Origin of the sequence: Desulfonatronospira sp. MSAO_Bac3 (genome assembly GCF_003838035.1) — a bacterium.
GTDB lineage: Bacteria > Desulfobacterota > Desulfovibrionia > Desulfovibrionales > Desulfonatronovibrionaceae > Desulfonatronospira > Desulfonatronospira thiodismutans.
In genome coordinates this window covers 1-12,173 of record NZ_QYZY01000335.1, presented here as the reverse complement: position 1 = coordinate 12,173, position 12,173 = coordinate 1, and the positions used below count along the sequence as shown (strand labels likewise).

Below are 12,173 nucleotides of genomic sequence, written 5' to 3'. Positions count from 1 at the left end.
CTTAGACAGGATTAACAGGATGGATAGGATAATCAGCCACCGGCCTGATGCCGCTGACTGAATTTACCATCCAGCACTCACTTTCTTCCGACATTCATGAGTGCCGGAAAAAAGTGAGTGCTGGAGTGATTACCTTTTGGCCTGGCTTCCGGCCAGGACAAAAATGTTTTTCTCTTAATCAATCTCTTAATCTAAGCCTGCCACGCTTCTTGGGCGTGGTTAATCCTGTCAAAAAAGTTCTTTTCTTTATTGGGTTGCGGGCAAAGCCCGCCTTAGTCTTTATTGTACAACACCCTTTTATTTTTAACTTTTGTCTGAAAGATATCTTATCCAATCAATTTGCTTTTTGCAACCCCTGATTATAATTAATTTTATGAGCTTTCCCAGATTATATTTCAAACACCCTGAGCCGGACCGCTCCAGACACCGCCTCTACCCTGTGTTTCTGCCTTTTTCAGGATGCCCCTTCAAATGTATTTACTGCTCCCAGGAGGCTCAGACCGGGCAACAGCAAACGCCCCATGAAGTGCAGGCCCAAAAAATCCATCAGGATATATGCACACTGTTTAAAAAAAAACCGGAGCCTTTTTGCCTGGGCTTTTTCGGAGGGACCTTTACAGCCCTTCCCGCAGCCACACAAAAACTTTTTCTAAAAACAGCCCTGGAACTAAGGAGGGCGGGAGCAGTAAGCCATATACGCTGTTCCACCAGGCCTGACTGCATAGATCAAGGCCGGATCAGGTTACTTAGGGACTACGGGGTGGACATGGTGGAACTGGGGATACAAAGTTTTGACAGCCGGGTACTGTCTCTTTCAAAAAGGGGATATGGCGGTGAAGAGGCCCTGGACGCCTCGATGCGGATAAAACAAAATTCTCTGGAGCTTGGAATTCAGTTGATGCCGGGGTTGCCCGGATCAGACTCCGCAAGCTTTGCAAGGGACCTGCAGGCTACAGCAGAGATGCAGCCAGCTGTAGTCCGGCTGTACCCCTGCCTTGTACTGGAAGATACTTTGCTGGCCCGGCAATGGTCCAGGGGTGAATACAGGCCCTGGCCCTTAAACACCACTCTGGCCCTGGTTTCCAATGCCCTGCTCAGGATGTGGCTGGCCGGGATACCGGTAATCAGAACCGGCCTGGCCCCGGAAGGCTCACTTCTGCCCCGGATAAAGGCCGGACCCTGGCATCCCGCCCTGGGGGCCATATGCCGGGGCAGGGCCCTGGGTGCATACGTGACCGCCATGGCCTCGAGACTTGGTGCAGGAGGCCCCCTGCAGGTTCTCGTTCCCCAAAGGTATATAAGTGATTTCTGGGGACATGGAAAAGAAAACGAAAAACTCTATCAGCGCAGTAAAATTTTCAGGAAAAACGTGGACACCTGGGATCATGAACTGTTCATGCTGGCCGGATGTGCACCTCAGTTGCCCTGAAGACCCAGTATACGCACCATTTCATTCACCGCCGCCCTGGTGAACTCATCTTTGCTCATGCGCTCTTTGTCCTCTTCACTGAGCACACTCTGAGGCTGGTTGATATACTCCTGCCTGGGGGTAATCCCGTAGCCCGGGGGAAAGGAGCGGTTGAAGTACATTTCCTGAAATCCGCTGAACTTCAGGGCATGGGCTGTGGCATCCAGAATGGAAAACTCATCAGCACCTACAAGACCCTGATCCCTGGCCTGAATAAGTCCTGCCAGGCATTCCCCGCCCTGGGTACAGGCTATATGGCCATTCTGGTTGGCCAGCAGCATGGACTCAATTATCTGCTGCTCCTGGACATGCACTACATTGAAGGCATCTTCACCCTGCTCCTGCTGGTACTTCGCCGCCAGTTCACGCACCCGGGGAAAAGAAACCGGGTTGCCGATCATGGCCGCCTGGGCCACGCTGGGGGTTACTTCAACCGGGGCATAGCTCCTGTCCCCGGGATTTTGCCGGTAATAGCGGTAAACCGGGTCCGCGTGAGTGGACTGCACCCCGAAAATCCGGGGCAACTCGTCAATTATATCTAATTTTTTGAGCTTTAAAAACCCGTTCATGACCGCTGTAATATTGCCTGCATTGCCTATGGGCACAAACACGCACCTGCCGGCCATATCCCAGTTGCTCCACTGGGCGATCTCAAAGGCATAGCTCTCCTGGCCCAGGATTCTCCAGGGATTTTTGGAATTCAAAAGGGCCACCCGGAAGTTGTCCGCCAGATACTCCACCACGCGCATGCAGTCATCAAAAACTCCGGGCAGTTCGATGACCACGGACCCGCTGCCCAGAGGCTGAGACAGCTGCTGCGAAGTGACTTTACCCTGGGGGAGCAGAACAACTGATTTCACCGGTCCATCCACATAGGCGGCATAAAGGGCCGCGGAAGCCGAAGTGTCTCCGGTGGAGGCACAGATGGTCAGGACCTGGTCCCAGTTGTTTTTCTTCACCAGCTGATTCAGATAACTAAAGGCACAGGCCATTCCCCGGTCTTTAAATGATGCGCTGGGGTTCTGGCCGTCGTTCTTAAAGGCCATTTTCCGGCCCACATTTTTCTGCAGCCTGGGGGAAGACTCAATCACCGGAGTATTACCCTCCCCAAGATAGACCACATCTTCCTTATCCACCACCGGGGCGATAAGTTCAAAAAATCTGAAGATGCCCTGCATCTGGGTCATCTTGCCGGCTGCACGCTGGTCGAATACAGCCCTCCAGTCTTCCCCGGATGTCTTTTTAAGCTCGCTGAAATTATGGTCCTGCAGGAGAAAAACCCCGCTGCATTCAGGGCAGGTGTAATGCAGTTCGTCCCCGGGATAAACGCTCTTGCACTCCAGGCAGTGATATCTCAGATCTCCCCTGTATGCTGGAAATTCGTCCATGGTCATGAAAACCCCTGTAAAATATTTCTGAAGTTGATCAACAAGTACTTATCTGCCACTTTAGTTCCTGGAAAATCTTATGCCTTTCAGCCACTGACCAGGAAAACATCAGCCAGGACCCCGGCCAGCAGGATTACGGATACAAGGGCATTCAGGGTAAAGAAGGAGACATTGAGCCTTTCCAGGTTGTCCGGGGAGATGATCCTGTGCTCGATAAAAAGAACCACCGCCACGACAAACCAGGCCAGATAATAGGGCCAGGACGCGGCAAAGGCGATCCCTGCCAGCAGGAAAAAAAGAGCCGCATTGACGTGGGAGAATCCGGCCAGGGCAAAAGAAGTGGCCGCCCCATGCCTGGCAGGGATGGACTTGAGTCCGTTTTCCCGGTCAAACTCCATATCCTGTGTGGAGTAAAGTATGTCGAAACCTCCTACCCAGAAAAGCACACCCAGAAACAAAAAGACCGCCGGCAGAGTAAGTTCCGGTGTATAGGCGATCCACCCGGCCAGGGGAGCCAGACCCAGGACAGAACCCAGAAAAAAGTGGCATATACTGGTCCACCTTTTGGTATAGCTGTACACTGCAGACCAGGCCAGGGCAAAAAAGGCCAGCAGAAAAACCGGGAGATTCAGAAAGGCGCAGGCCAGGACAAATATAACAGCGCTTGCTGCCAGAAAATAATAAGCCTGTCGCACCTGGATTTCCCCCGTCACCAGGGCCCTGTCCCTGGTTCTCGGGTTCAGGGCGTCCAGGGGGAGATCGGTAAGCCTGTTGTGGGTCATGGCAAAGGAGCGCACCATTATCATGGCCAGGGTCAGAAAGATGAAGACCTGCCAGCCGGGCCATCCTTCAGCGGACCAGAAAAGCCCCATGTAGGCAAAAGGCAGAGCAAATATGGAATGTTCAATGCGGATCATCCTGGCCCAGGCCAGGGTTGCCTGCAACACCCCGGCTGATATTGAACCCGTTTTGCTTGTCATGTAAGAGTCCTTGTTATTGTACTTTAAGCTTTAAAAACCTTTTTTTGCCCACTTTCAGGGTGTACTCCCCGGCACCGAACACAGCCTCAGGGTCTGTAAGCTTCTCACCGTTGTAAAGTCCCACTGCCTTTTGTCTGCATAGTCTTTTGGCTTCGCTGCGCGACGGACAAAGCCTGCTCTCCACCAGAATATCAGCCAGCCTCTTGTTTTCAGCCGGGGAAACACTGAATTCAGGCATATCCTGGGGCATTTCATGGGCCGAAAAGACACGGTTGAAATTCTCCCTCTCCTTTTCTGCTGCCTGCCTGTCATGAAACCTGGCGGTTATTTCCATGGCCAGTTCTTCCTTGCAGTACTTGGGGTGCAGCCTGCCCTGCTCCACGTTTTCCCGCATGGCTTCAATATCATTTAGATTCTTGTCCGAGAGAAGTTCGAAATACCTCCACATGAGTTCGTCGGAGATGGACATGAGCTTGCCGTACATATCCCGGGCCGGTTCTTCGATACCCACATAATTATCCAGGGACTTACTCATCTTCTGCACCCCGTCCAGGCCTTCCAGTATGGGCACTGTCAGGATAACCTGCGGTTCCTGACCGTATTCGCGCTGCAGATCCCTGCCCACCAGCAGATTGAATTTCTGGTCCGTACCGCCAAGCTCCACGTCTGCTTTTAGCTCCACGGAGTCGTATCCCTGTATGAGAGGATACAAAAACTCGTGTACAGCTATGGAGCGATTTTCCCGGAAACGCTTGTCAAAATCATCCCTTTCCATCATCCTGGCCACTGTATACCTGGAGCAGAGTTCCACAAAATCCGCTGCATGAAACTTGTCCATCCAGGTGGAGTTGAAAACCAGTTCGGTCTTTTCCGGATGCAGAATCCTGAATATCTGGCGTTTGTAGGTTTCAGCGTTTTGGATCACTTCCTGGCGGGTAAGTTTCTTACGGGTCTCGGATTTACCTGATGGGTCTCCGATCATGCCTGTAAAATCGCCAATGAGAAAGAGTACATGGTGTCCCAGTTCCTGAAAATGCTTGAGTTTCTGGATGAGCACGGTATGCCCCAGGTGAAGGTCAGGTGCAGTGGGATCAAAGCCTGCCTTGACCCTGAGGGGCTTTTTTCTGTCCATTTTTTTCAACAGTTCGGATTCGCTTACAATCTCCACACTGCCACGCCGAATCAAAGCCATGGCCTCCTGATGATTCCAGCTCATTTCATCTCCGCTTTAATTTGAAATCGTGTAACTTTTCCCCATCCGATAAAATTGGTCAATCTATGCGCACCGCTGATATCCAGGGTCCGGGGGCTTTGCAAACAGGGTCCCGCACTTACTTTCTTAGTTCTGCCCAACTTTCAAAACAAAATTTGCCAGAAAGTAAGTGCGGGATCTGAACGACGTAGGAAGCGTTAATCAAAACCGTAAGACACCGAATTTGATTTGAAGAATATTATAGAAGTTATTCCAGCTTAAAAACTCGTGTATAGGTTTTGATTTACGCTTCCTTGGAGCTCGCCCTGTTAAACACCGCATAGCGGTCCTGCTTCGCAGGGTTTATCAGGGTGAAGTTTTTTACGTCCTGTTTGCGAAGTCCCCGGACCCTGGTGAATAGTTACGAAATCGTTACCTCAAACATACTGTTTTCCCCGGTCCACATGTTCACCAGGCTCCCCTGACCCGGGCACTTGCAGCTTTTCCCCGGCTTAAGCTACTTGGCATAGCCCACTGATCTCTTTTCCCGGATTACAGTCACCTTGATCTGGCCGGGATATGTAATGCTCTCCTCGATCTTCTGGGCTATATCCTTACACATCAGGTGAGTGGCGTCATCGTCCACATGATCGCAATCCACCATAACCCGAAGTTCCCTTCCGGCCTGAATGGCAAAAGAACGATTCACTCCGTTGAAACTGGAAGCAATCTTCTCCAGTTCTTCCAGGCGGTTGACATAATTTTCCAGGAGTTCCTTCCTGGCCCCGGGCCTGGCCCCGGACAGACTGTCAGCTGCCTGAACCAGAACTGCAAGAATGCTTGCAGGCTGCACATCCTCGTGGTGTGCTGCTATGGCATGAACAATATCCTTGGATTCGTTGTGCTTTTTGGCCAGGTCGGCTCCTATGATGGCGTGAGGACCCTCGACCTCATGATCCACCGCCTTGCCCAGGTCGTGCAGCAGACCGGCCCTTTTGGCCTTTTTCTGATCCAGGCCCAGCTCTGCAGCCATAATCCCGCACAGAAAGGCAACTTCTATGGAATGCTGCATTACATTCTGGGAAAAACTGGTGCGGTAATGCAGGTGGCCCAGCAGGCGTATCAGTTCTGGGTGTATGCCGTGAACCCCGACGTCAAAGGTTGCCTGTTCCCCGATTTCCCGCAGTTTGACGTCCAGTTCCTTTTTTACCTTTTCAACAATATCCTCGATCCGGGCAGGGTGAATCCTGCCATCACTTATGAGCCTCTCGAGAGACTGTTTGGCTACTTCGCGCCGCAAAGGACTATAGGCGGACAGGACTACAGTCTCAGGCGTATCGTCGATGATCAGATCCACCCCGGTGGCGGCTTCGATGGCCCTGATATTGCGGCCTTCCCTGCCGATGATGCGGCCCTTCATATCTTCGCTGGGCAGTTCCACGGCCGAAACAGTATGCTCGGATACATAATCTCCGGCATAGCGCTGTATGGACAACGCCAGAATCTCTCTGGCCTTCTTGGAAGCTGTTTCCTGGGCTTCCATTTCGATCTGGCGGATCATCCTGGCCGCCTCATGCCTGGTCTTGCTCTCAATTTCCTGCATCAGGCGGTGTCTGGCCTCTTCCGTAGTGAGTCCGGATATCTCCTCGAGTTTTTTGCTCTGGTTGTCAATAAGCTCCTGCAGGTGCTCCTCCTTCTCGGCAAAAGTACGTTCCTGCTTGGTAAGCTGATTTTCCCAGGCGACTACTTCACTTTCCTTTTGAGCCACTTTTTCAAGCTTGTTCTCCAGCCTTTCTTCCTTTTCCTGCAGCCTCTGTTCCTGTTTCTTTAACTCTTTCTCCCTTTCCCTGGCATCCTCTTCCAGCTCCTTTTTCTGCTTGAAGGCCTCATCCTTGGCCTGAAGAAGGATTTCCTTTTTTTGTGCTGAAGCTTCTTTCCTGGCTTCATCCAGAATTCTCTGGGCCAGCTCCTGGTTCTCCTGGTACTTCTTGTTGAAAAAAATCTTCTGAGCCCAGAATCCCGCAACAGCTCCAACTGCCAGGGCGATTAAGGCAGTGATGATTACGGTTGTCCACATGGTTTGCTCCTTATATGTAAAGCTCTATTTCTCCGCGATCCAGCAGGCATTAGCTGCGATCCCGGAAACAAGATGCACAGATGCGCAAGGGGGCGGCTATGGGTGATGCGGTCAGCGTATTTTATTTTCCATAAATGGATTAACGGTGATGATACGGCTTCACTTGAAAAAATACACCGTCATCAACATGAGAAGCTGTCGGAGGGTCCGGTAAGCTGCCGTAAAGGCATTGGAGGCAGGCCGATCCTGGGCAGAAGACGAAACCTGGCAAAAGTTATCCCGGCAGGCCGTGTGGAGAATTATCTTGAACCTCGTTTTTACAGGTGGGCGCCAAAGCAGCTCCTTCAGGCTTCCCCGGACTCTGCGGGGCATGCACACCAGAACTGCGCAGCGGCTCCCTTGAGGTTAATGTTGGCTCAAAATAACTCATCTCCATCACGTACCTGCCAGGAATATTTCTATGCTGACCAAAAAGCCAGCTTAATTGTCAGCCTCAAGACTATCTATCTTGTTTACCAGTTCATCTACTCTCTGCTGTAAATCCGAAAGCCTGATGTCACTTTGAAGGTAATCATCAGCCAGGCCCAGAGCAAGATATATAAGCAATCTTTCCTTGCTCAGCTTGCCGCCCCTGCTTTGCAGTTCGGTATATCTCTTTTCAAGATATGCCCTTGCCTGCTCGATACGTTCGGGACCCGCATCTGTTTTGAAATTTAAGTCCAACCCCAGTATATTTAAGTTGTACTCTGGCATCAAAAAGATGTTTCATCTTCAATTTTTTGCAGCAATTCATCAACTTTGGCTGCAACCGTATTGTTCTTCTGTTTCTCAGCCTCCAGTTCCTGCCTCAAGCTCTGGTTTTCCTGCTCCAGCCTGTTCTTCAGTTCCAGAAGGCGGTCAACTTTTTCCGCCAGTTTTTCTATGGCTTCCATTTTAATCGCTTAATCGTTATTTTTAAATTTTTTCAAAGGGCTTTTGCCTTCAAGGTTTTTCTGCCTGGACCTGCCTATGCCCAGGCTCTCAACGGGCACATCCCTGGTTATTGTGGACCCTGCAGCAATCATGCTCTTCTGCTGCAGCACCACTGGGGCCACCAGAGCTGTGTTGCTGCCTATGAACACTTTGTCCTCGATAACGGTTCTGTGTTTGGCCCGCCCGTCATAATTGCAGGTGATGGTGCCCGCTCCGACGTTGACCTCCTGCCCCATTGCGGTGTCCCCGATATAAGACAGGTGATTTACCTTGCTGCCGGCACCCACTGTTGAATTCTTAATTTCCACGAAATTGCCGGCCCTGGACCCCTTGCTCATTCTGGTTCCCGGTCTCAGCCGGGCATAAGGACCAACTTTCGTATCGGTATCTATAACAGATTCTACTATATGTGAAAAGCAAAAAACTTGCCCTCCATCTATAAAACTGTCCTCAATGTAACAATTTGCAGAGATGCTGCTGAGCGAAGAGACCCTGCTTTTGCCGTAAATCTCCACCGGACCGGTGATCCGGGCTCCCGGTTCAATACAGACTTCCGGACCAATTCGTACAGTCTGTGGGGACCTTATAAAAACCCCCTGTCCCATGAACCGGTTTACTATGCAGGAGCGGACATTCTCCTCCTGCTGAATCAGTTCCCCGGGATTATTGACCCCCAGAAGCCCCGGGCACCTGCCGGCATTCACGGCCTCGATCTTCATGCCGGCCTGCCTGGCCAGTGAGATAAGCTGTGTAAGATAAAGCTCACCCTGTATGTTGTCCGCATCCAGCTCAAAAAGAATACCCTTGAGGGAAGAGGTTTTAAATGCATAAAGCCCTGAGTTTACTTCAGAAACATCCGGACCGTGTACCCGGGGGTCAAAGTCCCCTGCTTCGACTATTGCTTCGACACTGCCCTCAGCAGAGCGTAGAACCCGTCCATAACCGCCCGGATCATCAAGCTCAAGACTCATCAGGCCTATATCAGCATCATTGCTGCGGACACTGTTCAAAAGACTGTGAATCTGCTGGCGACTTATTAGCGGAGTATCACCGTTGAGCACCACCAGCCAGTCAACCCCGGTCTTTTTGATATGATCCCAGGCCACCTGCAGGGCATGACCGGTACCCAGCTGCTGTTTCTGGAAAATACAATCCACTTCAAATTCAGTGCAGGCCTCTTGCACCAGGTCGCTGCCATGACCGGTGACAACCATGGGCCTGGAAGAAAAGCATGTGCCCAGAGTGGTTAAAAGATACCACAGCATGGGCTTGTCCAGAAGCTTTTGAAGGACCTTGGGCAGAGGTGAATGCATGCGTGTTCCCTTGCCAGCGGCCAGAACAAGCACGCCTGCCTCAGGAGATAGTGGTAGTCCTTTCTCTTCATCAAAAATCATAATTACGGACCCGGTGGTAATTTTTGCGTAAAATTGCTGCTATTTTTTAAGGCTGATTTTAAAGCAAGCCTCTTTGCATGTCCAGACAAAAAAACCCCGCACCTATTTTATCTGCTTACGCCTGAAGACCCTTCTGTTTCAATGGATACAATATCCACTGTTGAGGATTTTCTGGAACAAAACAGAAAAAACAGGTGCGGGGTTTAGAATATTTTTCTTAGAGATTCATTACATGCTGCAGGTGCCGGCGCTCACAGCGTCATCCCTGCATCTGAGTCTGTGCATGGCCCTGGCCATTGCAGCCTTGGCCCGGGCGTAATCGATCTGCTCCTTTTCCTGCTGCAGACGCTGTTCAGCCCTTTCTTTGGCTTTTCGGGCCCTTTCAATGCTTATCTCATCGGCTTTTTCAGCAACTTCAGCCAGGATGGACACCTTTGTCGGCGTTACTTCTGTAAATCCTCCTGAGACAAACACAAAGTACTTGCGGCCCTCTTTCTTGTAAAAAAGGCTCCCAATACTTAAAGCGGTCAGGAAGGGGGTGTGATTGTGTAAGACCCCGAATTCACCGCTGACGCCTGGAGCGCCGACATATTCCACGTCCTCGCTGAGCAGATTCCTGTCCGGCGTGACGATCTCCAATCTTATCAGATTAGCCATATTTCCACCTTGTATCCAGCAGACTGTTGTAAAAGTCCTGTTGCCCGGTCGCCACTGTGATTGAGCCGGGATTGACAGCCTTAACTTGCACGGCGGAGAAAGCACCTGCCTGGTGGGTCAAGCATTTTGAGCTTTCAGCCGCCGGATTTTTAATTCTCAAGTCCTGTCAGACTAGACCTCTTTGGCCTTTTCCAGGGCTTCGTCAATGGTTCCGACCATGTAGAATGCGTTTTCAGGAATGTCGTCGTGCTTGCCGTCGATGATTTCCCTGAAGCCCTTAATGGTGTCCTCGATCTTGACGTAGCGTCCGGCCTTGCCTGTAAACTGCTCAGCAACATGAAAGGGCTGAGACAGAAAACGCTGCATCTTCCTGGCCCTGGACACAGTGATTTTGTCCTCGTCGGACAGTTCATCCATACCCAGAATGGCGATGATATCCTGCAGGTCCTTGTATTTCTGCAGGATCATCTGCACCTCACGGGCCACGCTGTAATGCTCCTGGCTGATAACGTTGGGATCAAGCACCCTGGAAGTAGAGTCCAGAGGATCCACAGCGGGATAAATACCCAGCTCAGCAATTGGCCTGGAGAGAACAATGGTCCCGTCCAGGTGGGCAAAGGTAGTGGCCGGAGACGGGTCAGTCAGGTCGTCTGCAGGCACATAAATGGCCTGAACCGAGGTGATGGAACCCTTGTCCGTGGAGGTGATACGTTCCTGCAGGGCACCCAGGTCTGTGGCCAGGGTGGGCTGATAACCCACAGCAGAGGGCATGCGTCCCAGAAGTGCCGAAACCTCGGTACCGGCCTGGGTAAAACGGAATATATTGTCGATGAACAGAAGAACATCCTGGTTTTCCTCGTCACGGTAGTATTCCGCGGCAGTCAGCGCGGTCAGCCCGACTCTGGCCCGGGCTCCCGGAGGTTCGTTCATCTGACCGTAAATAAGAGCGGCCTTGTCGATAACCCCGGCGTCAATCATTTCGTGGTACAGGTCGTTGCCTTCACGGGTTCTTTCCCCGACCCCGGCGAAAACGGAAATACCGCCGTGGTTTTTGGCGATGTTGTTGATCATTTCCATGAGCACAACTGTCTTGCCCACTCCTGCGCCGCCGAACATTCCCATTTTACCGCCCTTGGGAAAGGGGATCATCAGGTCGATGACCTTGACCCCGGTTTCCAGGATCTCAATGCTGGTGCTCTGCTCGACGAATGAAGGAGCAGGCCTGTGAATGGGATAATATTTGTCGGCCTTGACCGGGCCCTGTTCGTCCACCGGGCGGCCGACAACGTTTAGAATGCGGCCCAGGGTGGGTTTGCCCACCGGTACCCTGATGGGATCACCGGTATCCTTGCCTTCCATACCCCGGACCAGGCCGTCTGTTGCGTCCATGGATATGCAGCGGACCACATTGTTGCCCATATGTTGAGCCACCTCAACCACCAGGTTGTCTTTCTCGTCGGATATGGTGGGATTGGTGATGTAAATAGCATTCATGATGTTGGGCAGTTTGCCCTCCGGGAACTCCAGGTCAACGACGGGTCCGATGACCTGTACAACTTTTCCGACATTCTGTTCACTCATTTTTTATTGCCCCCTGATTATCCTTGTTTCAATGCTTCGGCACCGCCGACTATATCCATCAGTTCCGTGGTAATGGCCGCCTGCCTGGCCTTGTTGTAGGCCAAAGTTAGTTGATCCACCATCTCATCGCAGTTCTTGGTGGCGTTGTCCATAGCTGTCATCCTGGCTGCGTGCTCGCTGCAGGATGTATCCAGAAGGCCCCGGTAAACCTGGACCTTTATATACCTGGGCAGAATCTCGGCCAGCAGACCCTCCACAGAAGGCTCAAACAGATATTCGCTCTGCGGCCCTTCCGCCTCTGCAACTTCAGCCTGAACCACCGGAAGCACCTGGGATGCCGTGGGCACCTGTTTGACCATGGAGTGAAACTCTCCAAAAATCAGGTGCACTTCATCCAGGTCTTTTTCCAGGTAACTGTTGATGACCCTGGTTCCAATGTCATTGGCCAGCTGAAAATCAAAGTT

The 12,173-nt window shown here is 51.6% G+C and carries 11 protein-coding genes and 1 other RNA gene; 1 reads left to right on the top strand and 11 read right to left on the bottom strand.

What is annotated here, in order from left to right; genetic code table 11:
- Positions 1-373: 373 nt before the first annotated feature.
- Positions 374-1,429, top strand: a complete 1,056-nt coding sequence (locus tag D5S03_RS11765; protein WP_287044161.1) for an elongator complex protein 3 — start codon at positions 374-376, stop codon at positions 1,427-1,429.
- Here D5S03_RS11765 and thrC read toward each other — a convergent pair.
- The 11 genes from thrC to D5S03_RS11710 all read right to left on the bottom strand — a co-directional run.
- Positions 1,417-2,862, bottom strand: a complete 1,446-nt coding sequence (thrC, locus tag D5S03_RS11760; RefSeq protein ID WP_287044160.1) for a threonine synthase — start codon at positions 2,860-2,862, stop codon at positions 1,417-1,419. The two genes, D5S03_RS11765 and thrC, sit on opposite strands and share 13 nt — an antisense overlap.
- A gap of 80 nt (positions 2,863-2,942) precedes the next feature.
- Positions 2,943-3,836 carry a 4-hydroxybenzoate octaprenyltransferase gene (locus D5S03_RS11755; RefSeq protein WP_008870937.1) on the bottom strand — a complete coding sequence of 298 codons (894 nt, stop codon included), beginning with the start codon at positions 3,834-3,836 and terminating at the stop codon, positions 2,943-2,945.
- Between the two features lie 13 nt (positions 3,837-3,849).
- Positions 3,850-5,052, bottom strand: coding sequence for a tyrosine--tRNA ligase (tyrS, locus tag D5S03_RS11750; protein ID WP_008870938.1), 1,203 nt, complete (start codon positions 5,050-5,052; stop codon positions 3,850-3,852).
- Between the two features lie 493 nt (positions 5,053-5,545).
- Positions 5,546-7,105, bottom strand: a complete 1,560-nt coding sequence (rny, locus tag D5S03_RS11745) for a ribonuclease Y (protein ID WP_008870939.1) — start codon at positions 7,103-7,105, stop codon at positions 5,546-5,548.
- A gap of 272 nt (positions 7,106-7,377) precedes the next feature.
- Positions 7,378-7,561, bottom strand: a non-coding RNA gene (ssrS, locus tag D5S03_RS11740) — 6S RNA.
- A 24-nt stretch (positions 7,562-7,585) separates the two neighbouring features.
- A complete protein-coding gene (locus D5S03_RS11735) occupies positions 7,586-7,858 on the bottom strand; it encodes a cell division protein ZapA (RefSeq protein ID WP_008870940.1) in 273 nt (90 codons plus the stop codon).
- On the bottom strand, positions 7,858-8,037 hold the full coding sequence (locus D5S03_RS11730) for a hypothetical protein (RefSeq protein ID WP_008870941.1): 180 nt from the start codon (positions 8,035-8,037) through the stop codon (positions 7,858-7,860). The genes D5S03_RS11735 and D5S03_RS11730 overlap by 1 nt, the downstream gene beginning before the upstream one ends.
- Positions 8,038-8,046: 9 nt before the next feature.
- Positions 8,047-9,471: a bifunctional UDP-N-acetylglucosamine diphosphorylase/glucosamine-1-phosphate N-acetyltransferase GlmU gene (gene glmU, locus D5S03_RS11725; RefSeq protein ID WP_008870942.1), complete on the bottom strand. Its 1,425-nt coding sequence runs from the start codon at positions 9,469-9,471 to the stop codon at positions 8,047-8,049.
- Between the two features lie 228 nt (positions 9,472-9,699).
- Complete coding sequence (locus D5S03_RS11720) at positions 9,700-10,128, bottom strand: F0F1 ATP synthase subunit epsilon (RefSeq protein ID WP_008870943.1); 429 nt, start codon at positions 10,126-10,128, stop codon at positions 9,700-9,702.
- A 171-nt stretch (positions 10,129-10,299) separates the two neighbouring features.
- Positions 10,300-11,709 carry a F0F1 ATP synthase subunit beta gene (gene atpD, locus D5S03_RS11715; RefSeq protein ID WP_008870944.1) on the bottom strand — a complete coding sequence of 470 codons (1,410 nt, stop codon included), beginning with the start codon at positions 11,707-11,709 and terminating at the stop codon, positions 10,300-10,302.
- A 17-nt stretch (positions 11,710-11,726) separates the two neighbouring features.
- On the bottom strand, positions 11,727-12,173 hold a 447-nt coding region (locus D5S03_RS11710; RefSeq protein WP_287044157.1), incomplete at its 5' end, for a F0F1 ATP synthase subunit gamma.

Bases quoted from the DNA above. Each gene is read 5' to 3' on its own strand.
- D5S03_RS11730 (WP_008870941.1), bottom strand. From the start codon at position 8,037: ATGGAAGCCATAGAAAAACTGGCGGAAAAAGTTGACCGCCTTCTGGAA.
- rny (WP_008870939.1), bottom strand. From the start codon at position 7,105: ATGTGGACAACCGTAATCATCACTGCCTTAATCGCCCTGGCAGTTGGA.
- atpD (WP_008870944.1), bottom strand. From the start codon at position 11,709: ATGAGTGAACAGAATGTCGGAAAAGTTGTACAGGTCATCGGACCCGTC.
- thrC (WP_287044160.1), bottom strand. From the start codon at position 2,862: ATGACCATGGACGAATTTCCAGCATACAGGGGAGATCTGAGATATCAC.
- D5S03_RS11720 (WP_008870943.1), bottom strand. From the start codon at position 10,128: ATGGCTAATCTGATAAGATTGGAGATCGTCACGCCGGACAGGAATCTG.
- tyrS (WP_008870938.1), bottom strand. From the start codon at position 5,052: ATGAGCTGGAATCATCAGGAGGCCATGGCTTTGATTCGGCGTGGCAGT.
- glmU (WP_008870942.1), bottom strand. From the start codon at position 9,471: ATGATTTTTGATGAAGAGAAAGGACTACCACTATCTCCTGAGGCAGGC.
- D5S03_RS11765 (WP_287044161.1), top strand. From the start codon at position 374: ATGAGCTTTCCCAGATTATATTTCAAACACCCTGAGCCGGACCGCTCC.
- D5S03_RS11735 (WP_008870940.1), bottom strand. From the start codon at position 7,858: ATGCCAGAGTACAACTTAAATATACTGGGGTTGGACTTAAATTTCAAA.
- D5S03_RS11755 (WP_008870937.1), bottom strand. From the start codon at position 3,836: ATGACAAGCAAAACGGGTTCAATATCAGCCGGGGTGTTGCAGGCAACC.